The organism is Olsenella sp. oral taxon 807, assembly GCF_001189515.2.
Classification (GTDB): Bacteria; Actinomycetota; Coriobacteriia; order Coriobacteriales; family Atopobiaceae; genus Olsenella_F.
In genome coordinates this window covers 1,245,284-1,271,066 of the sequence record NZ_CP012069.2, presented here as the reverse complement: position 1 = coordinate 1,271,066, position 25,783 = coordinate 1,245,284, and the positions used below count along the sequence as shown (strand labels likewise).

The 25,783-nt window shown below is 61.1% G+C and carries 21 protein-coding genes and 3 tRNA genes; 9 read left to right on the top strand and 15 right to left on the bottom strand.

The genetic code is table 11. The features are described 5' to 3' along the window. Window positions 1–30: 30 nt before the first annotated feature. On the bottom strand, window positions 31–378 hold the full coding sequence (locus ADJ70_RS05400) for an Asp23/Gls24 family envelope stress response protein (protein WP_050344166.1): 348 nt from the start codon (window positions 376–378) through the stop codon (window positions 31–33). A 321-nt stretch (window positions 379–699) separates the two neighbouring features. On the opposite strand from ADJ70_RS05400, the gene rpmB reads away from it, so the two are divergent. Further along, entirely contained in the window at window positions 700–900 is a 201-nt protein-coding gene (gene rpmB / locus ADJ70_RS05395) for a 50S ribosomal protein L28 (protein ID WP_050344164.1), read from the top strand. A 139-nt stretch (window positions 901–1,039) separates the two neighbouring features. On the opposite strand, the gene ADJ70_RS05390 is transcribed toward rpmB, so the two are convergent. Next, entirely contained in the window at window positions 1,040–2,407 is a 1,368-nt protein-coding gene (locus ADJ70_RS05390) for a thiamine diphosphokinase (protein WP_050344161.1), read from the bottom strand. A gap of 165 nt (window positions 2,408–2,572) precedes the next feature. Between ADJ70_RS05390 and ADJ70_RS05385 the strand changes: the two genes are divergently transcribed. After that, entirely contained in the window at window positions 2,573–2,821 is a 249-nt protein-coding gene (locus ADJ70_RS05385) for an FmdB family zinc ribbon protein (RefSeq protein ID WP_050344159.1), read from the top strand. A 1,157-nt stretch (window positions 2,822–3,978) separates the two neighbouring features. On the opposite strand, the gene ADJ70_RS05380 is transcribed toward ADJ70_RS05385, so the two are convergent. The 3 genes from ADJ70_RS05380 to def form a co-directional block, all read right to left on the bottom strand. After that, window positions 3,979–5,346: an RsmB/NOP family class I SAM-dependent RNA methyltransferase gene (locus ADJ70_RS05380; protein ID WP_050344158.1), complete on the bottom strand. Its 1,368-nt coding sequence runs from the start codon at window positions 5,344–5,346 to the stop codon at window positions 3,979–3,981. Between the two features lie 73 nt (window positions 5,347–5,419). Beyond that, complete coding sequence (gene fmt / locus ADJ70_RS05375; protein ID WP_050344157.1) at window positions 5,420–6,334, bottom strand: methionyl-tRNA formyltransferase; 915 nt, start codon at window positions 6,332–6,334, stop codon at window positions 5,420–5,422. A 7-nt stretch (window positions 6,335–6,341) separates the two neighbouring features. Next, on the bottom strand, window positions 6,342–6,893 hold the full coding sequence (def, locus tag ADJ70_RS05370; protein WP_050344155.1) for a peptide deformylase: 552 nt from the start codon (window positions 6,891–6,893) through the stop codon (window positions 6,342–6,344). A gap of 333 nt (window positions 6,894–7,226) precedes the next feature. On the opposite strand from def, the gene ADJ70_RS05365 reads away from it, so the two are divergent. Further along, a complete protein-coding gene (locus ADJ70_RS05365) occupies window positions 7,227–8,336 on the top strand; it encodes an ATP-binding protein (RefSeq protein WP_050344152.1) in 1,110 nt (369 codons plus the stop codon). 156 nt (window positions 8,337–8,492) lie between these two features. Here the strand turns inward: ADJ70_RS05365 and priA are convergent, their stop codons facing one another. The 6 genes from priA to ADJ70_RS05335 form a co-directional block, all read right to left on the bottom strand. Next, entirely contained in the window at window positions 8,493–10,805 is a 2,313-nt protein-coding gene (gene priA / locus ADJ70_RS05360) for a primosomal protein N' (RefSeq protein ID WP_050344150.1), read from the bottom strand. A 124-nt stretch (window positions 10,806–10,929) separates the two neighbouring features. Next, entirely contained in the window at window positions 10,930–12,387 is a 1,458-nt protein-coding gene (locus ADJ70_RS05355) for a glycoside hydrolase family 32 protein (RefSeq protein WP_050344148.1), read from the bottom strand. 142 nt (window positions 12,388–12,529) lie between these two features. After that, window positions 12,530–13,783, bottom strand: coding sequence for a methionine adenosyltransferase (metK, locus tag ADJ70_RS05350; RefSeq protein ID WP_050344146.1), 1,254 nt, complete (start codon window positions 13,781–13,783; stop codon window positions 12,530–12,532). Between the two features lie 56 nt (window positions 13,784–13,839). Beyond that, on the bottom strand, window positions 13,840–14,577 hold the full coding sequence (locus ADJ70_RS05345) for a TetR/AcrR family transcriptional regulator (protein ID WP_050344144.1): 738 nt from the start codon (window positions 14,575–14,577) through the stop codon (window positions 13,840–13,842). Between the two features lie 31 nt (window positions 14,578–14,608). After that, window positions 14,609–17,533 (bottom strand): YhgE/Pip domain-containing protein, encoded by a 2,925-nt coding sequence (locus tag ADJ70_RS05340; protein WP_050344143.1) that lies wholly within the window; start codon window positions 17,531–17,533, stop codon window positions 14,609–14,611. A 1-nt stretch (window position 17,534) separates the two neighbouring features. Then, a complete protein-coding gene (locus ADJ70_RS05335) occupies window positions 17,535–18,230 on the bottom strand; it encodes an ATP-binding cassette domain-containing protein (RefSeq protein WP_050344142.1) in 696 nt (231 codons plus the stop codon). A gap of 299 nt (window positions 18,231–18,529) precedes the next feature. Between ADJ70_RS05335 and gltX the strand changes: the two genes are divergently transcribed. Continuing rightward, window positions 18,530–20,041, top strand: coding sequence for a glutamate--tRNA ligase (gene gltX, locus ADJ70_RS05330; protein WP_050344140.1), 1,512 nt, complete (start codon window positions 18,530–18,532; stop codon window positions 20,039–20,041). Here gltX and ADJ70_RS05325 read toward each other — a convergent pair. Beyond that, window positions 20,012–21,406: a lysylphosphatidylglycerol synthase transmembrane domain-containing protein gene (locus ADJ70_RS05325; RefSeq protein WP_083443833.1), complete on the bottom strand. Its 1,395-nt coding sequence runs from the start codon at window positions 21,404–21,406 to the stop codon at window positions 20,012–20,014. The genes gltX and ADJ70_RS05325 overlap by 30 nt on opposite strands. Before the next feature lie 206 nt (window positions 21,407–21,612). Between ADJ70_RS05325 and ADJ70_RS05320 the strand changes: the two genes are divergently transcribed. From ADJ70_RS05320 to ADJ70_RS05310, 3 genes are all read left to right on the top strand, one after another. Further along, window positions 21,613–21,686, top strand: a tRNA-Gln gene (locus ADJ70_RS05320). A gap of 23 nt (window positions 21,687–21,709) precedes the next feature. Beyond that, window positions 21,710–21,786, top strand: a tRNA-Glu gene (locus ADJ70_RS05315). 10 nt (window positions 21,787–21,796) lie between these two features. Beyond that, a tRNA-Glu gene (locus ADJ70_RS05310) sits at window positions 21,797–21,873 on the top strand. 805 nt (window positions 21,874–22,678) lie between these two features. On the opposite strand, the gene ADJ70_RS05305 is transcribed toward ADJ70_RS05310, so the two are convergent. The 3 genes from ADJ70_RS05305 to ADJ70_RS05295 are packed head-to-tail and all read right to left on the bottom strand — an operon-like array spanning window position 22,679 to window position 24,432. Next, the gene (locus ADJ70_RS05305) at window positions 22,679–23,035 is read right to left on the bottom strand and encodes a hypothetical protein (protein WP_050344139.1); all 357 of its coding nucleotides are present in this window, start codon (window positions 23,033–23,035) and stop codon (window positions 22,679–22,681) included. Beyond that, window positions 23,032–23,634, bottom strand: coding sequence for a hypothetical protein (locus tag ADJ70_RS05300; RefSeq protein ID WP_050344135.1), 603 nt, complete (start codon window positions 23,632–23,634; stop codon window positions 23,032–23,034). Before ADJ70_RS05300 ends, ADJ70_RS05305 begins: the two co-directional genes overlap by 4 nt. A gap of 3 nt (window positions 23,635–23,637) precedes the next feature. Then, the gene (locus ADJ70_RS05295; protein ID WP_050344132.1) at window positions 23,638–24,432 is read right to left on the bottom strand and encodes a TIGR04255 family protein; all 795 of its coding nucleotides are present in this window, start codon (window positions 24,430–24,432) and stop codon (window positions 23,638–23,640) included. A 272-nt stretch (window positions 24,433–24,704) separates the two neighbouring features. Here ADJ70_RS05295 and ADJ70_RS05290 point away from each other — a divergent pair, with 272 nt between their 5' ends. After that, complete coding sequence (locus ADJ70_RS05290) at window positions 24,705–25,190, top strand: hypothetical protein (RefSeq protein ID WP_050344131.1); 486 nt, start codon at window positions 24,705–24,707, stop codon at window positions 25,188–25,190. 158 nt (window positions 25,191–25,348) lie between these two features. After that, window positions 25,349–25,759, top strand: a complete 411-nt coding sequence (locus ADJ70_RS05285; RefSeq protein WP_050344129.1) for a hypothetical protein — start codon at window positions 25,349–25,351, stop codon at window positions 25,757–25,759. Window positions 25,760–25,783: the final 24 nt, after the last annotated feature.

The window sequence follows — 25,783 nt, the reverse complement described above, 5'->3', positions numbered from 1 at the left end:
TCGGTTCCTCTTTGGTGGGCGGATGAAACGTTACTTTGAGGCGCGCATGCCCTCGATGTGTACGCGCACGGCTACGTTATCGAGCTCAGCGATCCTCTTGAGCAGAAACTTCACAGCACTCGAGAGGTTGCTGCAGACGGATGACATGTTGACGCCCTGCTCGACGATCACGTGCAGGTCGATCATCACCACCCCGTCCTCTGTCGAGACGCCAACGCCTCTCCTAAGCCTATATGTGGGTAGCAGGTGCACCACGCCCTCCTGCTGGTCTGTTACCGCCATGCCGATCACTCCATAGCACTCAAGAGCGGCGTAGCCCGCAAGGTCGGCGATGCAATCGTTAGACACCTTGAGGCTTCCAGAAATACCCTGAGCCATAGTCCCTCCTTTCGCTCGGCCGCATCGGACCGGAGCTTAAACGCCTGTTTATATTAGCGCAGTTTGTCATCGTTGTGTCGTGATAATGCGCAGCTTTGTCAAGCGGGACGGATAAGCGGCGAGGTCACTTTTTTGGGATAGCCCCATGGCTTCTTGCCACAGGCACAGCCGCGAAAGCGCGGGGCGCAACTCGGCCACTATAAAACCGCCACAAAAGCGGAGGTCCAGACCTTGATAGACCCAGTCCCTGTGCTATATTTGCACGGCTTTGGAAATATGGCGCCGTCCCTGTTTCGCGCGCTGCTCTTTGGAGGTTCTACCATGTCGAAGGTCTGTGATATCTGCGGCAAGCATCCCGTCGCCGGTCGCTCAGTGAGTCACTCTCATCGCACCGTCAACCGCACGTTCAAACCTAACATCCAGCGCGTCACCGTGTACGAGAATGGACGCAGCGTGAAGAGGAACGTCTGCACGCGCTGCCTCAAGAAGGGCAACATCGCCCGCAGCGCCGCTCAGGCCTAGTGGTCTCTGGCCATACCGGTCGATCACACAACGAGACTTTTGGGCTTTCCGAAACGTCTAGGAGGGGGGTCTCGGGAGCGTATGGTCATGTTGATCTGTCCTGTGGCTTCCGAGTTGCTTCCTAGCGTTCAGGCTCAGCTTAGCGTTCAAGCTCAGCTTGGGGCGACCCGATGATAAACACGGCGGCAATGCCCGCATGGCATTCGATTACGGCGTCTGCGGATACGACGATGTTCGAGACGCCTTCGTCGCCAAGTAGTGGGAGCTTCCTGTGGTCAAGCTCCCACCTGAGGCCTTGCTCCGAGACGCAACTCCCAGGTGCGAGCGCGATGACGCTGATGGTGCTTCCGACGGCATGTGGGCCGAGTGTCCACCTGGAGGTACCCTCAGGCGAGAGCATACGGCATTCGAAGCCATCTTCCACGAGACGCGGGCACGCATCCGCATGGGCGGCGAGAAGCCCGAGCACGGCCAAGGAGTGGTCTGGCCTGCCGCCCGTCGCACAGGTCACGCTCAGGTGCAGGTGCTCGCCCCTGCGCGCCGCCTCGTGTCGGGCACACTCGATGGCGCTCGACAAGTCCGTCGCGTACTTCTGCGAGGGAAACGCGATCCGTACGGGAGCACTCGCCTCGGCCCAAACGCGCGTCTCCTCACTCACGGAATCAAAGTCACCACAGAAGACGTCTGGTACGATATCCACCTCGTGAAGCGCCTCTGCACCCCTGTCAGCGGCGATCACATAGTCTGACTCCTGGGCAAGGGAGGAGACGAGGGCCGCAGAGCTCACCTGGGGTGACCCATCGACGACAAGCGCCCTCAGCTCGCCTTTTGTCAGCTTGGGGGCTGCAGCGAAGTCTTTGAGGAGTGCTAGGGAGAGCTCGATGTAGTCATGCGAGAAGATGTCGGACTCCGCCCTGCAGAGGGCTTCGTCTCTGCCATCATGGCCGTTGAAGATGCATACCGTGGGAAAGCCCGCGCGATGGGCGGAGCGCAGACCAAAGGGTGAGTCCTCGAACACCCAGGTCGCCTCCATGGGTGTGCCCAGGCGTCGGAGCGCCTCGAGGTAGACGTCGGGCCTCTCCTTGCTAACTCCCAGCTCATCTGCGCTCAGCACGAAGTCAAAGAGATCCTCAACCCCCTGTGCCTCAAGGGCACAGCGCACCTCAGGCTCGCTCGTGGAGGAGGCCACGCAGAGCTTCACGCCTGCATCCACTAGCTCCCGCAGGAACTCCCTACAACCGGGATAGATGTCGACGCTGTGGGAGTACGCATCACGCACCAGGGCAAGAAACCTCAGGCGCAGGGTCTCACTCCCATCGGGGGCGCCATAGCGCTCGTGAAGCAGCCGACACATCACGCTGAGTGGCTCTGGCTCCGTCTCTCTGAAGACCTCCTCGGGATTGTTGACGCCCTGCTCCTCGAGCAGGCGTACCGTCACGTCATGCCACATGGACATCGAGTCCACGATGGTTCCGTCCAGGTCGAATATGGCCCCCTTGACGGACATACCCCCTCCTTGCTCACATGCCTCCATTTTGACGTGTTTATGGTAGCACCGATGAGGCGGGTATGCACCAGGCTGCACGATACCAAAGCCGGGTACAACAGGCAATCGTGAGACACAGGAACACAGCGGCCGCCAGCGGCTCAGCTGGGTATGGACGGAGGATTCATGGCTCTTTACGACTACAGGTGCGACACGTGCGGAAACGAGTTCGAACTGGAGCGCCCCATGGGACTGCACCCCACGGCCAGCTGCCCCAACTGCGGAGGCGAGGCTGGGCGCGTCTTCAATCCCTCTGGTATCGTCTTTACCGGTTCGGGCTTCTACAACACCGACGAGCGCGGGGACAGGAAGGGAAGCAAGGAAACGGTCAAGGAGGCCAAGAAGGAGACCCCGAAAGAGGCCAAGAAGGACTGAGCCCTAAGCTACACAAGGTGGACTCATGAAGAGTTCCATAACGTGCGCCTTTTGGTGAGGAACGTGCGCCTTTTGGTGAGGAGCGCTGTGAACGAGCAGATCAAAGTACGCTTTTCCGTGAGACCTCGCCCGTAGAATGCGCTTTTCCGTGAGGCACCGGGGCCAGAGTGCGCTTTTCCGTGAGGTGGCGTCACGTTTGCGCAGGTAAGGAAAGGTGCATTCTACGGAAAAGCGCATTCTGTACGTTGGGCCTCACGGAAAGACGCATCCTGCAGCCCGCCGGTTGGACAAAGTGCGCCTTTCCGTGAGGGAGTCGGCACAGACTGCGCCTTTCCGTGAGACCTCACCCGCAGACTGCGCTTTTCCGTTACGTCGCGGCGCCCGGGAGGTGTGGGGCAACCCCCCCGCCAGGCTGCGGGGCACTATGGAGAATGCCTCAACTGGGCAAATGCGCTCGAGCAACCCCCCGCCAGCCTGCGGGGCGGGTTGTGCCAGGGTCCGCAGGTCTCGGTTCGGAGTCTGACCTCACGGAAAGACGCATTCTGCGGTCGCGGTACGACGGAAAGACGCACTCTGGGGGTGTCACTCTCACGGAAAAGCGCATCCCGCAGCCCACCGGTTGGGCAAAGTGCGCCTTTCCGTGAGGGATTCGGTACAGACTGCGCTTTTCCGTGAGACGGTGGGCACAGACTGCGCTTTTCCGTGAGGTGGCGTCACGTTTGCGCAGGTAAGGAAAGGTGCATTCTACGGAAAAGCGCATTCTGTACGTTGGGCCTCACGGAAAGACGCATTCTGCGGTCGCGTCGTGACGGAAAAGCGCATTCTGTCCTGATCGACTCACGGAAAGGCGCACTCTGCGATTTCCAGATCGCACAGACTGCGCCTTTCCGTCACGCTGCGGCGCCCGGGAAGTGTGGGGCAACCCCCCGCCAGCCTGCGGGGCGGGTGGTGTCAGGGTCCGCAGATCTCGGTTCGGAGTCTGGCCTCACGGAAAAGCGCATTCTGTACCCGGCGGCTCACGGAAAGACGCACTCTCCCTCACCCCATCATCAAAACCCACAGTTTGACGGTTCTGAGGATCGCAGAATGCGTTTTTTCTGTAACTTTCCGTAATCACCCCGATTGCGTAGCCCTCTCACGACATCTCCGTAACCCTCTCATGGCACCGTCTCACGTATGAGGCGGGCACAGAAGTGCGCGTCGCCGCCTCCGAGCGTCTGCCCAAAGCAAAGGGATCCGTCCTCCTGCGCGGCACGGCTCGCGAACTCGCGTGTGACATCATCGGCCGAGGCAAGCCCAAAGGCCCCAAGCGCTGGCGCCAAGCTGAAGGCCTGTCCCGTATCGGATGCAAGAAACGCCTCGACGACGTCCTCGTCTTCCTGGCGAAGTGGGGAGCAGGTACTGTAGACGAGCGAGCCTCTCCGACTGACACGCGAGGCGGCCGCCACTAGGAGGGAGAGCTGCAGCGCAGGGAGCGACCCGTCAACCGAGGGCCGGATACACGTGGGATCGAGGTTCCAGGCAATCTCGGGGTGGCGGCGCAGGGTGCCCACCCCCGAGCAGGGTGCGTCGACAAGAACGGTCTGGAAGCACTGGTCGAGCGCCTCCGGGAGGCCGGTCGAGTCCAGCTCGCGGCCATCGAAGCAGACGCACCTGCAACCTGCGCCAAACCCAGAGACCTCGAGGCGCCGTTTTGCCGCAGCCACCTTACGCTCGTTGAGTTCAACCGATATGAGCTGTGACGACTGGCACCTCTCGCGCAGCGCAAGGGACAGAAGCAGGGTCTTCGTCGCCCTTCCCTGCCCCAGCTCAAGAACCGTGCCGCCTGGGTCGGGAAGAGCGACGAGCGAGACCAGCTGGGCGGAGAGGTCGGCGGGGATTACCTCGACGCGCTGCACGAGACCTGATGACGCAAGCCCCTGAGGCTCGTCGAGCCTGACGGCGCCTGCGACCCCAAGTTCGTGGGGTGAGAGGCCCGCGTCTGCAAGGACGCGCAGCATCTGTTCGCGAGGGCGCAGACGTGTGTTCACGGCAACGCACACCGGTGCTGGATCGGCGAGCGAGAGCACGAGGTCTCGGGAGAAGCCAGTCCCGCGCGAGGCCACGAGCTCTCGTACCAGCCAGAGTGGCAGGGCGCCCACCAAAGCAAGGTCACAGACAGCGTGGCCACCTCCACCCACACGTGCACGCGCAGCCTCAAGACGCAGTACGTCATCGGCTGCCACGCGTCTGAGCACAGCATTCGCAAGCTTTATACTGCGAGCGCTTACGCGGCGGGCCAGTTCAACGCCCTGGCTCACGGCCACTGCGGCAGGGGTGCTGAGGTAGAGCAGCTCGAAGGTCGAGAGCCTCAGGGCATCGCGCAGGCGAGGCTCCAGGTGAAGGCCAGGGCGGAGGTGGGCGTCCAGTATGTCGTCGAGGGTGCCGCGTGCGGCGGTGACACCCATCGCAAGACGCATGGCAAAGGCACGGTTGCGCACATCCAACGCATCGAGGCAGGCAGACGAGCGTGCCAGCTCGCGCATTCGCGCCCCTCTCGTGCGCTGCCTTCTGAGGAGCTCAAGCGCGGCTAGACGTGCAGGAGCCGGTGCGGCCATGCTAGCCGGCGTCCCAGCTAAGCTCGCCCCTGAGTCCGGATGCCCAGGCAGCTGCCTTCATCTGGCGCTTGCCATCGGGCTTCACTGACAGGAGCTCAAGGGAACCCTCGGCACAGCCCAAAAGCACGTGCCCTTTAGCAGACTGTACGATGCCCGCTCTCACATCCTCGTCGCTCACGCGGGCGTCGAGCACTCTCACGCCGCGCTCGCCCACCCTGCAGCGAGCGGGCGCGGCGTCAAGGGACGCCTGGACCCGACGCCTGTTGGCGAGCGCGCCCTCGTCAGGCGCAAGGAGCATCTCGGACTTGTCGATCTTGGTTGCATAGCTGGCCTTGGCCTCGTCCTGCTCGACCCAACGCAGGTCATCGCCACCCTCGAGCTTCCTTAGGGTGTCCGCAAGCTCGCGGGCGCCGAGGCGGGCAAGCTCGCCCATGAGCTCGGCGCAGCCTCTCTCCCCCAGCTCGACCGAGGCCTGGGCGCAATAGGCGCCCGCGTCGAGCTCGTGGACTATGCGCATGATGGAGACGCCCACGCGTGCGTCACCCGCGAGAATGGCGCGCTGTATGGGGGCTGCCCCACGCCAGCGAGGCAGAAGGGACCCATGGACGTTCAGACAGCCGAGCGGAGGCAGGGCAAGGAGCTCGTCGGGCAGGATGGCGCCAAACGCCACCACGCAGATGGCGTCCGGACACGCGACGCGAACGGCCTCAAGAACGTCACGCGATATGCGCGTGGCCTCGATGACGGGGACACCAAGACGGCGCGCCTCAGCCTTGACCGGCGAGGGCTCAAGCCGCCTGCCTCTGCCGCGTACCGCATCAGGCCTCGTGAGGACAAGGGAGACCTCATGGGTGCGAGCAAGCTCCTGAAACGAGGGGACGGCGAAGTCGGGCGTGCCCATGAACACGATGCGCATGGCAGCTCTATCCCTCCTTCGTGACCTTGGTGTCGCCGGGGCGGGCACCTGCGGCCAACGCTTCTTGGTACTCACGCATCGCAGCGACGCGCTTTGCGGGCGAGAGGTGGTCGATCATCGTGATACCGTGTATGTGGTCGATCTCGTGCTGCAGGCAGACGGTGAGGAGGTTGTCTTGGGCCTCGTAGCGCATGAGCTCCCCCTTGAGGTCACGTGCCTCGACGATCACGTGGCTCGGGCGCTTGACGCTGACACTGATGCCCGGAAATGACAGGCAACCCTCGCTTGTCTCGCGCTCGGGGCCATCAGCGGTGACGATCCTCGGGTTGATGAGCACGTAGGGGTTCTTGGTCCCCCCGGAGTAATCGACGTCTATGACGATGAGCTGGACGAGCTCCCCCACCTGAGGCGCTGCCAAGCCACAACCCTCCGCAGCGTACATGTCCTTGAGCATGCGCTTGGCGAGTGCCTTGACCTTCGAGCCGACCTTCTCGATGGGTTCGCACTCCGTCTGAAGCCTGTCATCGGGAGCGCAGACGATGTCATTCAGACCAGCCATGGGTCACCTTCCGATCATACCGGGCGCGAGGCTTAGCCCGTGCGCCCGCAGAGTGTCCTTGCCGTTGTCACGCCCATATTTCTACCCTCCCATGACTGAGAGAGGCCTCGCATTGGTGCAGGTCCATGCGAAAGGCATGGCTTCTCTCGAGCACGGGTACGCAGAGGGTCGCTCAGTCACCGCAGGCTTCGATGAGCAGCCGTCCTGCCCACGTGGTCGTCGGCAGACCCCGACCTCCTTGTGCCATCGATCCCCTGTCACATGTCCACTCGAGACTGTCGCAGGGTATAAAAGAAATCAAGAGGTATAAAAGGGATCAAGGAGGCGGAGTCCATGGCCTATGAACATGTCGGGGATAATCCCTTCACGCCGAGCTTTGGTGAGGTTCCCCTCATCATGGCGGGACGTGCACAGGTCATCCAAGAACTCGGCAGGTCCTTCTCGTCCGCCTCACGCAGACCCATCCTGACATCTGTCATCTCCGGTGCCAGAGGAACTGGAAAGACCGCCCTCCTCACATTCGCAGAAGCCCAGGCACGAGAGCGAGGCTGGGTCTCGGTGAGCCTTGTCTCCCTTCCTGGCCTGCTTGAGGAGGCGTATGAGCAGTCCTGCCGGCAAGCAGATCACGTCATCGACATGACGCTGCGGACGAAACGCATCTCGAGCTTGGGCATCGGCCCCATGTCGGTGGGCATCTCTCACAGCGAGACGACCACGCCCGGCTGGCGCACGAGGATGAGCGTCCTCCTTGACCGTCTTGCCGAGAAGGGCGTGGGCTTGCTCATGACCATCGATGAGATAACGCCACGCCTTGACGAGCTCATCCAGCTTACCTCTGCCTACCAGCTCTTCGTACGTGAGGAGCGCAGGGTCGCGCTCCTCATGGCGGGACTTCCCCATAACGTGTCGCTGCTTCTGAACGACAAGTCGGTCTCGTTCCTGCGCAGGGCGGAGTCCATCCGCCTTGGCAGGATAGCTGACCACGAAATCGAGCGGGCGCTGCGCGATACCTTCGCCCAGTCGGGTCGCTCGGTCAGCGACGGTGTCATCGAGGAGGCCGTGCATGCCATCGGCGGCTTTCCCTTCATGATGCAGCTCGTCGGCTTCAACATGTGGGAGGAGGGAGGGACCTCCAAAGACATCAAGGACGCACGGGCGCGCAGGGGAATCCGTCTTGCGACAGAGGAGTTCAAGACGCGGATCCTGCTCCCCAGCTACCAGGAGCTCTCACCCATGGACAGACGCTTCCTGCAAGCGATGTTGCAGGACGAAGGAGACAGCCTGCTGAGCACTATCGCAAGGCGTCTGGGTAAAACGAACTCATACGCCACCCAGTACAAAAACCGACTCCTTGAACACGGTATCATCGGTATGCGAGGCAGCAGGTCTGTGGGGTTTGAGCTTCCGTCCATGCGCGAGTTCCTTGTAGAGCAGAAGGGGTAGTCGCGTTGCAAGAAAACCTACCGGTGAAAGCATCCGCCTCTCGTAAGACGCGGCAGAGCTGACAGGACAACCCGAGGTCCCAAGTCCCTGCGGCCGCTTCGGCCAATGACGTGTGCAACGCTCTTCGAGCCCGCGTCATCAGGCGTGCCCATACGCTCACATCAGGTCGTAGGCATCGACATCGATGGCGACGCTCACGCCGCGAGGGATGGCGGCCTCCCTTACCGAGTGCGCGAGTAGCTCTCCGACGCTTGCGTTGACAGGGGCCTTCACCATCACATGCCTACGTACCCGATCCTTGACACGGGCCTTGAGACAATCGGCGGGCCCCAAGACCTCCCAGCCACGTGAGGACCCGACCTTCTCGCGCACGATGGCAGCAACGGAACTGCTGCCGCATCGGACTGCCTCTGCGCTCAGCCCCCAGAGCGTGATGTTGGCGAGCCTGCCAAAGGGTGGGTAGGAACCTTCCCTCCGCTCCCTGAGCTCCGGACCCAAAAAGACGTCGCGCTCATGCTTAAGCACGGCCTGGATGGCAGGATGCCCCGCCCAGTAGGTCTGGATGATGACCTCACCGGCGCGCTCTCCCCTGCCGGCGCGTCCCGCCACCTGCTCGAGGAGATCATAGGTGCGCTCGGCCGCACGGAAGTCGGGCAATTTGAGCGTCGTGTCGGCATTGATGACCCCCACGAGCGTCACCTCGGGAAAGTCAAGACCCTTTGCAATCATCTGCGTGCCGAGCAACACGGCGCAACTCGCGCCGTCAAAGCGCTCGAGCAGCCTCTGGTGGGTGCCCTTCCCCTTGGTGGAGTCAGCGTCCATGCGAATGACCTCGGCAGAGTCACCCAGAAGCCCCTTGAGCTCGTCCTCGACGCGCTGGGTGCCCACCCCATAGGCACCCATGTAGCGGCTCTTGCAGTTGGGGCAGCGAGTCGCGGGGTCCGGGTAGGCGCGCACGGGCCAGCTCCTGCCACAGCTATGGCACATGAGGGCGTGCGTCCTCTCGTGGTAGGTGAGGGCGCAGGAGCAGTGCGGGCACTCCGGGACGGCCCCGCACTCACGACACATCAGGAAGTTCGCGAAACCTCGCCGATTGAGTAGGAGCACGGCCTTCTCTTGTCGCGCCGCCATCCCCTCGAGCGCCTCGGCAAGCGGGCGCGAGAAGACAGAACGACCCCCTGCGGCGAACTGTCGGGTCATGTCCACGACGCGGATCTCGGGCAGCCGTGCCGTGCCCACGCGCCTTGGCATCGACACATGCACCCAGTTGGATCCACCCCAGCTGCCCTGACCACAGCGCTCAAGGCTCTCGAGAGAGGGCGTCGCCGAACCGAGCACGAGCGCGCACCCCCGCTCCTGGGCTAGGCGGGCGGCAACCTCACGGGCGTGGTAGCGCGGCGCGCAGTCCTGTTTGTATGATCCCTCGTGCTCCTCATCGATGATGATGAGGCCCAGCGTGGAGAGGGGCGCAAAGAGTGCCGAGCGGGCTCCCACCACAACGCGTGCGTGGCCCTCTCGCACCAGATCCCACTGGTCGAAGCGCTCGCCAGACGAGAGTCTGGAGTGCAGGATGGCGACGTCGTCACCGAAGCGTGAGCGAAAGCGTCCGACCGTCTGGGCCGTGAGCGAGATCTCGGGCACGAGTACGATGGCGCCCTTCCCATCGCTGAGTGACTCCTCGATGGCGCTCAGGTAGACCTCCGTCTTCCCCGAGCCTGTGACACCATCCACGAGCACGACCTCTCCGTGTCCCCGGCATCTCGCTGCGCGTATGGCCTCGATGGCCCCCTCTTGATCCGCCGTCAGCTGCCTGGGACGCTTGGCCTTGGCGGAGGAGAGGCGCGTTACGTCCCCGCCGCGCACACGACGTCTGGCCTCGACGCGCACGACGCCCCTCTTTGCGAGCGTGCTCACCGTGCCCGCGCTTCCGGGCAGCGTCGCCGAAAGCTCTGCCATGCGCTGCGCCCCGTCCCTGAGGGCGGCCAAGACGAGGCGCTGCCTGCTCGCGTGGGGACGAGGCTTGAAGTCCCTCGCAGCCGGCGTGAGCGTCACCCAGCGCTCGTCCACAGGACCGCTCCTCTCGACCACCAACTGCCAGGGATCGCCCTCTTTCTTGCGCCTGACCCTCATGGTCTGACCAGGCGCAAGAAAGGGACGGATCGCATCGGGCAGCGTGCAGGCATACTCGCGCGAGATCCATTGGGCCACGCACGCCGAGTGCTCGTCGAAGGCAGACTCTGCGAGTACGCGCCGCACGGGAAGGACCCTCTCGGGGGCAAGACCTTGGGAAGGTTCATCCTTCAGATCGATGACATAGCCCACGACGTCTCGGTGCGAGAACGTCACGAGTACCGTCGCGCCGACCGTACAGCTCCTCTCGAGCCTTTCGGGCACGAGGTAGTCGAAGGCATGGTCTATGGCACGGGTGGCTATGTCAGGCACGATGGACGCGAAGCGCACGAAGGACATGTCCTCTCTCTTGAGGGACTCTTAGAGACTCTTGGCAGAGACTGGTAAGATACAGGCTGAGTACAGGGGCGTGACGGGACAACAGGCAATGGGCAAGTCGCTCGCCATCACGGTTCTACATCAGCTATGAATGAGCCACGTCGATGTCCCAGAGCGTGATCTTGGAGCCGGGACTCTCGACGTGCACGCCGTACTCCTTGGGATAGTAGCGCGTCGAGAACGTGAGCTCCCCATCATTCACGAAGATCTCGATGGAGGAGACATCACCTACGATTCGCACGTTGCGAAGCTCGTCCAACCTCTCGTAGCGGACCTTTCTCCCGGCGCCGACCGAATCCATCGACTCATCGCAGAAGCGCAGCTCGAAGATGCCACCACCCCAGGTGAGCAAGAGCTCTTCTGCGATGCGCGCACGAAGCACGTCGCCCCTCTCGGCTATCCCCTCGACCATGAGGTCAAAGGCCCTCGTCCCCTCGGCAGTAAGCTCGTTTTCCTTGGACCTCTCGTTGGTGCGGAAGCCCTCAAGCTCCTGTACGGGCCATTGGAGCACGCGCCCATTATGGGCGCTGACCGCGCGCGCAATCGTGAAGCAGTGCTGCCAGCCGTCGCGCAGGGTGAGGTTGGTGTACTCCTTCGTGTCGGGCATGCCCATCCAGCCTATGAGTATGCGCCTACCGTCGTTGGTCTGGAAGGTCTGCGGTGCATAGAAGTCGAAGCCGGCGTCCCATAGCGCGAAGGGAAGCAGGTACGACTCGCCCAGAAGGTCGCCGCGCAGTACGAAGTAGCCACTCTGATAGACGTTGCGACGATCCCAGTCCTGCCCTCTCAGTCCCTGGGGCGAGACGCTCAGCACCTTGACCCTCCTGCTGATCGCCCGCTCGCCGGTATCGGGAAGCTCGAAGTAGTCCGGGCACTCCCACATATAGCCAAAGGGATAGTCGGTGCTCACGCGATTCGCGAGCTTCCAGTCCTTGAGGTTGTCTGAGTTAAAGACGAGGACCTCCCCCTGGTCGTCCTTGCGACGAGCGCCCTGCACCATGAGGTAGCGACCATCCTGGCGAAACACCTTGGGATCACGGACGTGCCTCGTGTCATCTGAGGGATAATCCTCGTTGGTCATCACGGGGCGCTTGCGGCTGAAGTTCTTGCCGTCCGTGCTCGTCACATGTATGGTGTTGGCCTCCCGGCCGCTCGTCACGTAGTCATAGCCATCGCTGTCCTCACGCTTCACATTGCCCGTGTAGAAGACGTGCATGGTGCCGTCCTCCACATAGGCGCAGCCTGAGTAGACGCCGCTTACGTCGAAGGGTTGGTCCGGATAGAGGGCGATGCCCGCGTAGTCCCACCTCACGAGGTCCCGGCTCGTTGAGTGTCCCCACATCTTGACGCCGCCCTCGGGGTTGAAGGGCGAATACTGAAAGTAGGCATGATAGGTATCTTTCAGCTGACAGAGGCCATTGGGGTCGTTGAGCCAGCCAACGGGTGGCACAAGGTGGAACGTCTGTGCATAGCGACCTGGGGTGGCAAGCTTCTCCATCACCCTGCGCAGGGAGTCAAGATCGGAACTCAACGGATTTGCCATGCTGCTCTCCTCACTTCGATCGTATCAGGTACGGCACCTTAATCTTAGCAAGCGCAGACGACACAACCAGTCGCAGCTCCGTGAGGGCATGTCAAATCCTTTGGGAGGCGCGCCCGCGCGCCCGCAGGGCTCCCGTAGAGCCCTATCGCACACGACCCCCGGCAGCGGCCCTCAGCTCGTCCACACGGTCGGTTGCCTCCCAGCTAAAATCGGGATCGACGCGGCCAAAGTGCCCGTAGGCAGCTGTCTTTTTGAAGATGGGCCGGCGCAAGTCAAGGTCACGGATGATGGCCCCTGGCCTGAGGTCGAAGACCTCGGCCACGGCCCTATCAAGCGCGAAGTCATCAACCGCGCCCGTCCCAAAGCTGTCGACCATGATGGAGAGGGGCCGAGCGACACCTATCGCATAGGCAAGCTGGACCTCACACCTCCTAGCGAGACCAGCGGCGACGATGTTCTTGGCGACCCAACGGGCGGCGTAGGCAGCCGAGCGATCCACCTTGGTGGGGTCCTTGCCCGAGAAGGCGCCCCCACCGTGCCGGCCCATGCCACCATAGCTGTCTACGATGATCTTGCGGCCCGTGAGGCCGGTATCTCCCATCGGGCCGCCCACGACGAAACGGCCCGTGGGGTTCACGTATATCGTGGCGTCCTTCCAGGCGATGTTTGCCTCATCGAGAACGGGGGCGATGACCTTCCTGGTAACGTCCTCGTGGATCTGGAGTTGCCCGACCCTCTCGTCGTGCTGGGCCGAGACGACGATGGCGCTAACCTCGACGGGACGGTCATCCTCGTATCTGACTGTGACCTGAGTCTTGCCGTCGGGGCGCAGGTAGGGAAGCGTCGAGTTGCGGCGGACCTCGGCAAGTTGGCGTGCGAGGCCATGCGCAAGGTGGATGGGCATGGGCATGAGGACGTCGGTCTCGTCTGTGGCGTAGCCGAACATCATGCCCTGGTCACCTGCGCCGATCCGCTCCGCCTCATCATGGTCGTTCGCGCGGGCGAAGGTGCCGTCCACGCCCTGGGCGATATCAGGCGATTGCCCATGGATCATGTTGATGACGCCGCAGGTATCACAGTCAAAGCCATACTTCGCGCGGTCATAGCCTATCTCACGCAGCGTCTCTCGCACGATGGCCTGCACATCAACGTAGGCCTGGGTGCGAATCTCCCCCATGACGGCGATGGTGCCCGTCGTGGCAAAGGTCTCGCAGGCGACGCGAACGTCACTGAGCCGTGCGGGCACCCCCGTTGGTGAGACATAACCTTCTCTCTCAAGACGGGCCTCCTTCTCGAGAATCGCGTCGAGAACTGCATCCGAAACCTGGTCACAGATCTTGTCGGGATGCCCCTCGGTCACTGACTCCGAGGTGAAGAGGTAGTTCCTGTGTGGCATGGCATGTCCTTCCTTGCCGAGCGGTCAGGTTAGACTCGCTGTCTCATGCAGCCATGTTACCCTCCCTGGCTAGGACCAATGCCCTGCGCGAGCTGGGTGAAGATGCGCGTGCCAAGACCTTCGACTTCTCCACGCACAGGACCCGCGAGTGATGAGCGCATCGCGGCAAAACTCAAGGCACCGCAGAGCGACATGGCGGCAAGTTGCGCGTCCACGTCACGCCGGACGATCCCTTCCTCTTTGCCGCGCTCGAGCTGAGCGGCAATAAGTGCAATGACCCGCATGAAATGAGCCTCTATCTCCTTGATGGTCCCATCGCGGACATGAATGAGCTCACGGGCCATGGCCAGGGTCAGAGGCCCGTTCTCTGCAATGGCCCGTTCGTACTCGCAGCAGAGGGCACGGATCGCCTCATGCGCGGACGCCGCCCGTGTCACCATCATCTCAAGGGTGTTGACGAAGCCCTCGACCTCCCTGCTGAAGATGGCCTCCACCAGATCGTCCTTGTCCTGAAAGTAATAGTAGAGGGAACCCTTTGACATGCGACAGCGTTCGGAAACCTCGCTCATGTTGAAGTGCATGCCATGGCGCTCGACCATGAGCCTAGAGGCAGCCTCCATGATACGTCCACGTGTCTTGGCACTCTTCCTCGTCTTGAACGCCGCGCGAGCTCCTTCCCTCATATGATGTCCAGCGAGTCGCTCTCCCACTACCTCATGCGAGGCCACGCGCATACCATCGGCAAGATCTGAGCACCTCTCGTCACAAAGCATGTCCTCTTCGCACGGGCCCATAGCCCATCACCTCACCATGATCTTCGCACTCCTACAGGTCGACCAACGGATGGAGGTCGTTCATCGTGACCAGGCGCCGACGTCGTGCGGCAAGGCAGGTGATCATGAACGAAACCCCGGCAAATAGTACCAGAGTCACAACGTCAGGACCAACGAGTCCGAGATCGGTTCCCCTCATGGCGATCCTCAGTGAGTGAACGACATAGGTCATTGGCACATAGGGGCTAATGGCTTGGAAGACCTCAGGCTCGGTCTGGATCGGGAAGGTGCCGGCCGCGCTCGTGAGCTGCAGCATCAGGAGGATGACGGCGACGAACTTGCCCGGAAATCCCAGAACCGCCGTAATCATCTGGATCATCGCACAGAACACGACGCTCGCAAGGAGGATCAGCGCATAGTAGGCAGCGACGTGAATGATGTCAAGTCGCAGGGGGAACTGCACGACCAGCCCCAAAATGACCGACTGCAGAGCTCCGATGATGAGCCAGGGAACGAGCCCTGAGAAGGCCGCAACCACCGGGCTTGCCCCCGAGCAGATGAGACGCTTGTTGAGCGGTCGGAGCAGGAAGGTCATCACGAGGGCACCTACCCAAAGACCAAGCGCTATGAAGTAGGGGGCAAAGCCGGTGCCATAGTTGGCGACCGTGGTGTAGGGGTCATCCGCGAGGGTGACAGGCTGGCTCATCATGGACGCCCGCCTGTCGGCGCCTTGCGTCTGCTCCGTAGCGCTCTCGTAGCCCTTCTCAAGGCCATCGGCGAGGACCGCCGATCCGTCACGCGCGGTGTCGACGGCTGAGGCCAGGTCACCCGCACCCGCAGAAAGGGTGCCAAGGCCATCCGCGAGGGAAAGTGCGCCGCTCTTGGCTCCATAAAGACCTGAGGTCAAGGTCGAAGACCCATCGACGAGAAGCCCAAGTCCGCTCGAGAGTGAGTGAGAGCCCCCATCGGCGCTACCCAATCCAAGACTCAGCGTCTTTGAGCCATTGGAGAGGAGGCCAAGCGCGCTCGTGAGGGAGTCAGACCCGCCCCTCGCGCTCTTGGCACCCTCGGCGAGCTGCCTTGTGCCAACGGTGAGCTTGTTGGCACCCACAACCAACGCAGGCAGGCTCTCGTCCATGCGCCTGCTGCCATCGGCAAGCTGCCTCACTCCCGCGTGGAGCGTGAGTGCCTTGCCATCAACATCGTATGCGTCGGTGGTCATGGCTTTTGTAAGAGCATCGATGCCATCGGAGACCTGCTTCGCACCACCTTGAAGCGTACCCAGCCTGCCCATATCACTCGAGAGTCTTCCAGTGAGCGTACGGGCACCCAAGATCGTGGAGCTCGCCTCGCTCAGAAGCGACTGCGCTCCGCTGAAGAGTGCGGGTGCGCCCTTCTGAATGGCCGTGAGGTCATCGCTCACAGCCATGAGCCTGTCCGTGAGACCCTGATCGGAAAGACCCTCCACGGCATTGCCCACACCTTTGAGCGACTGGCCTGCTGACCGTGCGTCCTGGGCCGATTCTGCGGCTTCTCCAGAGGCGTCGCGCACGTCGCGTTGCGCCTGTCGGAACGTGGCGTACTGTGTCGCAGTGAGCGTGTAGCTACCGTCCTCATTTGCTGTCGGCTCGATCCCCTCCAGCTCCTCTTGCGCCCTAGCTGCAGCCTGCGCGGCACTTGTGGCCTTCGCGGATGCCGCGCCCACATCCTGTCCCACGGAGCCAAGCTTCTCGCTCATACCGGAGAGAGAGGCTCTCACGTTCTGAATGTCTTTCTTGGCAGAAGAGGCATCGCTTTGGAGTTTGGTGCCGGCATCTTGGAGCGAAGAGGCGGACTGCTCGAGCGCGTCGAGTTTGGTCTGAAGACCCTTCGTCTGTTGCGAGAGGCCCTCGAGCGTGCCACCAAAGCCACTGAGGGTCCCCACGAGGTCATCGACACCCCTGGACACGTCGGCCGCACCAGTGTTGAGCCTGTTCAGACTCGCGCCCTGGGCACTCAGAGCTGTCTCGAGGCTCCTCGCTCCCAGTGCGAGCTGACCGGAGCCATCCTGGAGCCTCCCCAAGCCAGCCGCAAGCTCCTTGGAGCCTCTCTCCCCCGCCTCCAGCCCATCGGCAAGCGTACCCAGACCGTCACCGAGCGTCATGGCACCTGACTGTGCTTGGGCAAGGCCACCAGTGAGCGTGCTCGAGCCGGAGCGTGCGTTGTCGAGACCGTCGGACAGCTTGTCCGATCCCTGCTTTGCCGACTGCAGCTTGTTCGTGATCGTCTGGGATCCGTCCGCTGCACTCGAGATGCCATCGGAAAGTGTCGTCGAGCCCTTCTGTGCCTTCTTGGCGCCATTGGATAGCTGGTCTGCACCCTCAGAGACCCTGCCGAGCCCATCCTCGAGGTCAAAGGCACCGTCAGCGGCGCGCTTGATGTCGCGGCCTGACTGGTCGACCTTATCGAAGAGCTGTACGTAGTAGTTGTCTCCCACGGCATAGTTGGTCTGTGCCGTCACTTCACGAAAGACCGACTTTCCCAGTATCGACGAGAGGTAGTTGGTTGACTCGTTGGCCACGAACACGAGCTTGGCCTGAGTGGGGTCATTTCCCTCTGCCGAGGCGATGTCCTTTGAGAAGTCCTTTGGGATGACGACCTTGAGATAGTAGCTGCCGTCCTCTATGCCCCTCTGGGCCGTGTCCTCGCTGACGAAGCTATACTTGAGCGAGTTCGATTCCCTGAGGCGACCCACGAGGTCATCCCCCGCCCGGACAGCACTCCCGTCTCGAAGGGTCGCCCCGACATCCTCGTTCACGACGGCGACGGGCAGTGTGTCGAGGCTGCCGTAGGGATCATAGAAGGCCATCAGGTACAGTGCGCCGTAGATGACGGGAATGATGGCGATGGCAGCCATGGCAAGCTTCATGCCAAGGCCAGCCCGGGCCGATTGAAAGTCAAGAAGCGAGAACCTCAGGCCCCTGATTGGATTCTTCATACTATGCAACCTCCTCGGCATGCTTTCGGCCCCAGGCAGCCTCCTGTGCACGGGCCTCGTCACTGATGCAGTTGACACTGTCAAAGCTCACAGCAATGTCATAGTCATTGACGCCGCACGCGACGGTGACGCCTGTCGAGCGCGCGAGGTCCTTGAGCTTGCGGGCGAGCTTGAGCGACTGATGCTCGGTAAGCGATGACTCTATGTCATCAACGACCAGCAGCTTCGGGTCATGGGCCATTCCCAAAGCGATGCCCAACCAGTCGAAGGTATAGCGATCGAGCGCTTCGATACGTGTGTCTGCGGTATCCAAAAGTCCGCAGCTCTCAAGAAAGGCGTCGGTCGCCATCGCGTTCGACCGCTTCCCCGCAAGTCCCAACTCAGCGGAGGTAATGACGCTAACCTTAAGGACTCGCTCAACGTCATTGACGTTCTCAAAGAAGCCCAGGCTCGCGAACCTGCGTACGCGGGCCAAGCTCCTGAGCCCCCCGACATCGATGCCTCCAACACGCAGGGTGCCCGACGTTGGGAGCATGCGGCCAGCCAACGTAAGCAAAAGCTCAGTCTTGCCCGACCTATCCTCTGCACAGATCGCGTGTGCCTGTCCCTTTGCGAGCTTGAGGTTGACGTCACGGTAGGACTGTATGCGAGGGCTTTGCTGTGAGAGTCCTTCGGCAGTAATGAAGGAATCTTGCATGGGTTTTCGCCTTACCTTTCCATCAAAGAACCGATTTGACGCACACATTTTGAATCTACGTCAATTATTTTTCAACCATGATTCGAAAAAATCTCTTTGGTGACTCCACGTGGCCTGTCACGGGCATATTGATGCGGCGTATCTGGGTAGCGCATGCACTTCATACTTTCTGAGATACGCTGGCTTTCACAGATCGCACAGGCGTAGGGCTCGCGCATCACTCATATCGCAAGGCGCACGGACTCTCCCGCGATATTGTCTCTATACTGGAATGTGCACGTCCGACAAGACAGAGAGGCATGACCTTGAATTCACCTGATATTGCTGATACCGTGCGCGTTCGCTTCGCGCCCTCGCCTACCGGTAAGCTTCACGTGGGCGGCGCCCGTACCGCGATCTATAACTGGGCCTTCGCGCGCGCGAACCATGGTAGCTTTATCCTGCGCATCGATGACACCGATCCCGCCCGCTCGACCGAGGAGAACACCCAAGTCATCCTGCGCGCCCTGCGCTGGCTGGGGCTCGACTGGGACGAGGGTCCCGAGGTCGGTGGCGACTGGGGCCCCTACTGGCAGGCACGACGCCTTGACATCTACCGTGATGTCGCACGTCGCCTCATCAGGGAGGGCAGGGCGTACTACTGCTTCTGCACCCCCGAGAGGCTTGCAGCAGACAGAAAGGCTGCCGAGGAGCGTCACGACCCCTTTCAGGGCTATCAGCGCACCTGCAGGAGCATAGATCCTGCCGAGGCGCAGAGGCGCGTCGACGCCGGGGAACCCCATACCATCCGCATCAAGGTTCCGGACGGGCGCGGTGACGTCGTCATCCGTGACGTGGTTCACGGCGACGTGACCTTCAACGCCCGCGAGCTCGACGATTTCATCATCGTCCGTACGGACGGCACGCCCACCTACAACTTCACGACCGTGGTCGATGATGCCACGATGGGGATAACCCACGTCATTCGTGGAGACGACCACCTCTCGAACACGCCACGCCAAGTCATTGTCTACGAGGCGATGGGTGTGCCCACACCCACGTTCGCGCACATCTCGATGATCCTGGGACCGGACGGTAAGAAGCTCTCGAAGCGCCATGGCGCGACCTCCGTCGAGGAGTACCGGGACCGGGGCTATGATGCCGATGCCTTCGTGAATTACCTCGCTCTGCTCGGCTGGGCACCTGATGGCACGACCACGATCGTCTCGCGCGACGCGTTGGCACGCGAGTTCTCGCTCGATCGCGTGTCAAAGAACCCTGCGACCTTCGACGTCAAGAAGCTTGACTGGATTCAGGGTCAGTACCTACAGGCCATGAGCAACGAGATGTTCTCCAAGAGGGTGCTCATACCCGAACTCATCAGGGCTGGCCTCGAGGAAGGTAGCGTCGAGGAGGCCTATGCCAGGCGTCCCTCGTGGTTTGGCCTGCTCGCCTCTCTGCTGAGGCCGCGCACGACGCTCGCTCCAGAAGTCGTCGCGAAGGCTCGCTTCCTCTACGAGGGGAACAATGTGACCCTCGACGAAAAGTCCGTGAAGAAGAACCTTGCCAAGGAGGGGGCGAGAGCGAGCCTTGAGGCCGCACGAGAGGCACTCACGTCCATCACCACAGGTGCCTGGACTACCGCTGCCATCGACGCCGCCCTAGAGCCGCTTCCCGAGAGGCTCGACACCAGCAAGCGTGCATTCTACGGTGCCCTGCGTGTTGCGGTGTGCGGCAACGCGGTCTCGCCCCCGCTTGGCGAGTCACTCGAGCTCCTCGGTCGAGACACCACGCTTGCGCGCCTAGCGAGGGCGCTTCCGCTCGCTGGGTGAGTTGCCCGCTACAGCCTCTTTAGGACCTGAGGGGTTGCCCGCTGATGCGAGCTGGCCATTCCCGGTGTGCCGCGTGTCTCTGGGACGGGACTCGGCTCGACTCGGCTGTGCGCCCTTCTTGTCACGCTCCCTCACACGCTTGCGAATTGACGTCCCACCCAAGGTGACATCACCATGTGAGTCCGAGCCCATGGCGCTGAGCGGGTGCAGGCCTTTGAGGACCTTCTTGAGCCTCTGCACGCGACGATAGATGCTCGTCCCCTCACCGGAGCGTAGCCCTAAGATCGGCGCGGCCAGAAGTGTGGGCCCAAAGAAGGTCACGATGCGCCAGATGAGAAAGCCTGCCGACGTGGCTCCCTCAAAATGGAAGCCATAGAACATCACAAAGCCACCCTCCGCGCCTCCCGTCCCACCTGGTAGTGGCACGGCCGAGGCGACCATCTGCACCATAGACCCCGCCGCAAGGCAGTCCAGGAAGTCTGCGTCACGCCCAAAGGCATGTAGGACGAGCCAAGGGATCATGTACAAACATGCAAGCTGCACCATCGTGACCACAAGCGTAAGTCCCATGGAGGGCAGGTCCTTGGCGGCACGCCTGAAGGTGCCAGAGAACTCGGCTACCTGGACATTGACCATCTCGTCCCAGCGAGAGCGGTTCTTGAGCCATCGACGAGCATCGGCGAAATTGATGAGGCGATTGCCCACGCGTGTCACAAAGCCCGGACAGAGACAGATGACGAAAAGTCCCGCTAACTCCAAGAAATGCACGCCAAAGACGATAAGGTTCAGGATGATGATGTCACCATAGGTCTGGAAGAAGTACTGCAGCTTTGCCAGGAGCATGAGGGCGGCAAAGAGCACAACGCCGAGCTGGAACACGATGAAGCGCGTGAATTCGATGGCACTTGCTTCCCCCACATCGATGCCCGTACGTGTGAGGCGGTAGATCTGGGAGGGAACGGCACCGGCCATCATGGGCGTGAGGTTGCCAAAGAAGACGCCCGACGCCTCGACGCTCACGAGGTCGCGCACGCCCACGGGTGAGTCGTGCTCGAGGTAGACGGCGATCACATAGGCCATGACGCCAAAGATGAAGTACAGGAGGTAGCAAGCAGCGGCGGCAGCGACCCACGAGAGGTCCACGGACGAGAGCGCTTCCAAAAAGGTCGCCATCTGCCCGGAGAACACGAGGTAGACCACATACAGACCAACAACGGCGGTTAGGAACAGGGCACCCTTTCGAGCCCTTGCATCCCTTTCCTTGTTATCCGCGACAGCCTCGGCACTCTCGCCGGAAGAAACGTGAGGGGCCGACACCTTAACGGCAACCTTTGGTCTCGACGACTCGTCTCTCTTGTTGGACATGAAACCTCAATCATCTGCGGCGTTGGCCAAGGCCACCCAAAGGCACTCACCCAGCAAAGTGTACCCCCCAAAGCCCTCGACGTCCACGCATAGAGCCCAAAGGACGACGAAGGAATTGTGGACAAAAGATAATCGTGGTTCCTCCTTGCGCTAACTGGCCGTTTCCCGTATAGTTTGTCTCTGCGCATATGTGCAGGGGAATACATTGAGCCGTCGTCTAACGGTAGGACAGCGGATTCTGGTTCCGTCAGTGGGAGTTCGATTCTCTCCGGCTCAGCCATGTATTCCAGGAGAAGCGGATACGGCCCGTTCGTCTAGCGGTTTAGGACGCCGCCCTCTCAAGGCGGAGATCACCAGTTCGAATCTGGTACGGGCTACCATCCGTCAAACGGCCCGTTCGTCTAGCGGTTTAGGACGCCGCCCTCTCAAGGCGGAGATCACCAGTTCGAATCTGGTACGGGCTACCAGAAATCCGCAGGTCAGAGCATTGTTTCTGGCCTGTTTTCGTATCTCGGAACACCCTCTCCACCCCCCCTCTGGACACAACGGTGACACGAATCTGTCTGTGGGTGCGCCTAACGTATAGCGCATCGACTAACGTGCGTGCGCTACTTCCAGCGTGGCGAGGTGGGCCATCGTCGTGGCGTTAGCCCACGAGGCTCTCGACCAGCGTACGCTCACACCTCAGGTGCATTCAGGATGAGAAGGTTTCCGTGATGACTATTCTCACGCGTGCCTGCACGACCTTGGTAGCTCATGGGGTCGCGATTATAGTCGAAGCATTCGGAATATGTTTCTCTCAGGCTCTCGAGACTAGCAAGCGGAATTCGACATACGCCGCCAAGAAACTGAGGTCTAAGGCCATCGATTTTGAGGCTTCGTGAGTTCGTGTGGGTGGGTGGTTGCGTCACCGCCCCGACGGCGTGGGCCTCACCGCCAGGGCGACGACGCAGGAGTGTACACAAATCGGTGGAAATGGCCTCTCGGCGCCGTTTTGGGGCATTTGTGTACACTGTTGCGCCGTGAGCTTGGGTTGTGAGTGGCCTTGGGATCGCAACAGTGTACACAAATGGGAAGATTGGGCCTCTCCGCGCCGTTTCGGGGCATTCGTGTACACTGTTGTGCTGTTGTGGACAGATGCGAGGACGCAATAGTGTACACAGATCGCCGAAAACGGCCTCTCGGGGCCATTTTGGGGCATTTGTGTACACTGTTGCGACGCGCGTCGCGATACGAATCGCGACGCGAGCTGCGTCAGGTGGCACGAGCGCCTCAACCGCCACGGCGTGCCGGCGGCGCCCCCTCGCTGGCCCCTCTCGCTCGGTCGGGAAGACAGGCTCTGAGCGAGTGGCGCCGCTGCCAGGTTGGCATCTTCGCCAAGGCGTCAACCCACACGAACCCCCGAAGAGCCTCGATTTTCTTGTCATACTTAACCTGATCGGCAAGCATATACAGAGCTTCATCACTATCGGCCCAGCTAATCGAGCATTCCTCAATAGTCTGGTCTTCAGAATCGCGGTTGGCGTTGAAAATAAACGCCGTCGAACTCAAGCGTCGCCGCTCGAGGTTCTCGAAGTCCCCGGTAGATGCTATACCATGATACGCTCCAGATTCTGGAAAGGGCATCATGCGAGTTCCATTGCCAAGTCGACGGCGCGCTGAGTGACCGAGTCTATGTCAGCTGCCGATATCGGCATATTCTCGATAGTGGGTAGCGGTGCTTCATTTCTCCCATCAAGGAAGACCGCCATCGAATCTTCTAGCTCTGCATCAATGAAGAACTGAATCCTGCCCCTATCGAAGAACCATTCGAGGACAAGTTCGCCGTCACCCATGATGCCGAGACGCACCGTGCTGAACTGAGTATATGAGCTTGGCACGTCAAGAATCTGTGTCTGGAGACTCGTCAACAGTGAGTGTGCGAGATGTATTTGGCGCATTGTCGTGGCGTCGTCTGATGCTTTCAGATTCTCGATGACGCGAAAGGCTTCTGCACATACGCGCTTTCTGACCGCGTCTAGGGGAATCTCAACACCCGGTACAGATTGTGAATCCTCCCTAATGGGAGACGTCTGTCCACCATTGGGCAACCAAATACCATACTGCTTTCCAACGAGCAACCGTGAGAGGTCGTTTCTGTAGAGACTAAAATAGTCACCGAGGCCCGTAAAGCTAGAAGGGGTAGAGAAGCTAGTTGTTCTGGTGTCTGTTAACGCAACTGGCGGCATCCTCTATACCTCCTTGATATCTTCGGGTCTCAGTGCGGCATGCAGTTTTGGTTGGATGGCCCACTGAAAGTAATTGCTGATGGGGGCATGGAGGCCGTCAAGGACCTCAAGTGCGGCCTCTGTGGTTGCAGTATGGGTGGCAGTGGTAAACGTGTCAGTATCTACGATGAGGCACGGATTGCTCTTGCCTTCCACACTGCCTAAGCCGGCATTGATGACCATGGCCGTTTCGTCATCGAGCCTGAGCTCGCTGACCTGCGTCGCGTGTGTGATGACGGATTCCGGAAGAGTGGCGGATGCGAGCATACCGAGCATCTCGGGTTTTACGAGATCTGTCCATCTGCAGGTACCGAGCCCAAGGCCAATCCTGTCTATCGCGTCTGTGTAACGAAGTCCAACCCTGTTGAAATGGGATGGGGCGTAGATTGACATCAGGGCTTGCAGGGGCGCGTCAAGCATATCGCGAAACTCTTCCCACCGCTTGTAATTGAGCGTCGAGAGTGCGATAAAGCCAGACGTAAGATTGACCCGCCATCTTCTGTCAGCCGAGATGAATGCATGATTAGTCGTTGTATGGCTGGTGTGCGTGTCGGTCTGTCCGTTGGTGTCGGTCAATTCGACGTTGTGGGCATGTTCAACCGTGGGCGTATAGTCTGGGAAGGTCGACCGAACTGCCTCTTGAAATGCAACGGGAATCTCGGCGTCTATCTTGAGGATGGTGGGGAAGCGGAACTGACATACCACCTCTACGAGGGGATTCTCGTGGTAAATGACCCGTTGCGTAGGGGGAAACAACATTGCTTGACGCCTCTTCCATCTTCTTGTCCTAATAAGGGATAATACCCGCATGTCACCGCCTTGATGCCGTTGAATCGCGGCGCGGGCAGTTCTGGAAGCTGTTGGCATGCTCAAATAGCATACTCTGAATCTATCAGGGATAGTGCACGAACATATTGTGAAGGAGCAATGACTGCATGGCTGACTTCCACCCTGTGACACGGCCGTATTCTCTGGCTGTACTGAGGATGCGGCCGTTTCTTGTCGGCCGTCCAACCTAAGGTAGGTTTGGAATGGCTGGTGAGAACTATGGCGTAGAAGAGACGCAAGTCACGCAAGCTCCGGAGGACGGGAACCAGCAGGCGCAGGAAGACGTGCAGGCAGAGGGCACGGGCTGTCAGTCTGCCGTCAAGGGGGGCGACAGTCGCATCGCCGAACTCAAGGCGCAGGTGGCTGAGGCCGTCAAGACCGCCGAGGCTGCTGAGGCCCTTCGGGGTGAAATTGCCGAGCTCAAGACGCAGGGCGAGGAGCAGCGCGTCGAGTTCGAGCTTCGACTCGCGGGCGTTTGCAACGTGAAGGTGGCAAAGGCCATCCTCTCGGACCACGGCAGCGACGTGGCCGTGCCCAGGGAAGCCAAGCCGTGGCTCTTCTTTGACACCATCGGCAAGCAGCAGAGCGGGAAGACGGGGCTGCCCAACGCGGGCACGAGCTCCGACGAGGGCAAGACCATGAGGCGCTGGCGCAGGATTGCCGGTCTGGACGACACAGACGAAGAGTAAGGAGGCAATGCTATGCCCAACTCGATTGCCCTACACGCAGAACTACACACCTATCCTCGACACCGCCTATCAGCATGCGAGCGTGTCGGGGTGCCTAACCAGCGGGCGGCGCATCGTCCGCACCGGTCACAATCGCAGAGATCGCGGGGCACACGGGCGTGACCGTAGCATCCGAGAGCTACGCCTCCGCAGATGCCGAGGACGTCCTCGAGGACCTGCGCAGCGTGATCTCCGCGATGGACGAGGACCAGGTGTCCACGGGCAGCCGCATCCTGTTCATCACGCCGACGTTCAAGGGCGTGCTCGACGACTTTTCCTACGCGAACCCGAGCCGCTTCAACCGCGTGATGGAGTGGTCCTCACGCGTGGCGGAGGTGCCGCAGGTAAGGTTCTACACGGCCACCGACCTGCTCAGCGGCGGGGACGACGGCTTCGGCTACCAGAAGCACGCCGCCGCCTACGAGCTTACGAGTGACACAGGCGTGGTCGAGGGCAAGACCTACCACACGCGCACAGGTTTCGGCACCTCCGCGAACCCTACGTGTACACCAAGGTCGCGAGCCCTGTGAAGCCCAACATGGCGTGCGAAGGGT

What these genes read in the sequence shown, in the direction of transcription:
- ADJ70_RS05400 (WP_050344166.1), bottom strand. Translation starts at nt 378, where the DNA reads ATGGCTCAGGGTATTTCTGGAAGCCTCAAGGTGTCTAACGATTGCATC.
- rpmB (WP_050344164.1), top strand. Translation starts at nt 700, where the DNA reads ATGTCGAAGGTCTGTGATATCTGCGGCAAGCATCCCGTCGCCGGTCGC.
- ADJ70_RS05390 (WP_050344161.1), bottom strand. Translation starts at nt 2,407, where the DNA reads ATGTCCGTCAAGGGGGCCATATTCGACCTGGACGGAACCATCGTGGAC.
- ADJ70_RS05385 (WP_050344159.1), top strand. Translation starts at nt 2,573, where the DNA reads ATGGCTCTTTACGACTACAGGTGCGACACGTGCGGAAACGAGTTCGAA.
- ADJ70_RS05380 (WP_050344158.1), bottom strand. Translation starts at nt 5,346, where the DNA reads ATGCGCGAGCTGGCACGCTCGTCTGCCTGCCTCGATGCGTTGGATGTG.
- fmt (WP_050344157.1), bottom strand. Translation starts at nt 6,334, where the DNA reads ATGCGCATCGTGTTCATGGGCACGCCCGACTTCGCCGTCCCCTCGTTT.
- def (WP_050344155.1), bottom strand. Translation starts at nt 6,893, where the DNA reads ATGGCTGGTCTGAATGACATCGTCTGCGCTCCCGATGACAGGCTTCAG.
- ADJ70_RS05365 (WP_050344152.1), top strand. Translation starts at nt 7,227, where the DNA reads ATGGCCTATGAACATGTCGGGGATAATCCCTTCACGCCGAGCTTTGGT.
- priA (WP_050344150.1), bottom strand. Translation starts at nt 10,805, where the DNA reads ATGTCCTTCGTGCGCTTCGCGTCCATCGTGCCTGACATAGCCACCCGT.
- ADJ70_RS05355 (WP_050344148.1), bottom strand. Translation starts at nt 12,387, where the DNA reads ATGGCAAATCCGTTGAGTTCCGATCTTGACTCCCTGCGCAGGGTGATG.
- metK (WP_050344146.1), bottom strand. Translation starts at nt 13,783, where the DNA reads ATGCCACACAGGAACTACCTCTTCACCTCGGAGTCAGTGACCGAGGGG.
- ADJ70_RS05345 (WP_050344144.1), bottom strand. Translation starts at nt 14,577, where the DNA reads ATGGGCCCGTGCGAAGAGGACATGCTTTGTGACGAGAGGTGCTCAGAT.
- ADJ70_RS05340 (WP_050344143.1), bottom strand. Translation starts at nt 17,533, where the DNA reads ATGAAGAATCCAATCAGGGGCCTGAGGTTCTCGCTTCTTGACTTTCAA.
- ADJ70_RS05335 (WP_050344142.1), bottom strand. Translation starts at nt 18,230, where the DNA reads ATGCAAGATTCCTTCATTACTGCCGAAGGACTCTCACAGCAAAGCCCT.
- gltX (WP_050344140.1), top strand. Translation starts at nt 18,530, where the DNA reads ATGACCTTGAATTCACCTGATATTGCTGATACCGTGCGCGTTCGCTTC.
- ADJ70_RS05325 (WP_083443833.1), bottom strand. Translation starts at nt 21,406, where the DNA reads ATGTCCAACAAGAGAGACGAGTCGTCGAGACCAAAGGTTGCCGTTAAG.
- ADJ70_RS05305 (WP_050344139.1), bottom strand. Translation starts at nt 23,035, where the DNA reads ATGATGCCCTTTCCAGAATCTGGAGCGTATCATGGTATAGCATCTACC.
- ADJ70_RS05300 (WP_050344135.1), bottom strand. Translation starts at nt 23,634, where the DNA reads ATGCCGCCAGTTGCGTTAACAGACACCAGAACAACTAGCTTCTCTACC.
- ADJ70_RS05295 (WP_050344132.1), bottom strand. Translation starts at nt 24,432, where the DNA reads ATGTTGTTTCCCCCTACGCAACGGGTCATTTACCACGAGAATCCCCTC.
- ADJ70_RS05290 (WP_050344131.1), top strand. Translation starts at nt 24,705, where the DNA reads ATGGCTGGTGAGAACTATGGCGTAGAAGAGACGCAAGTCACGCAAGCT.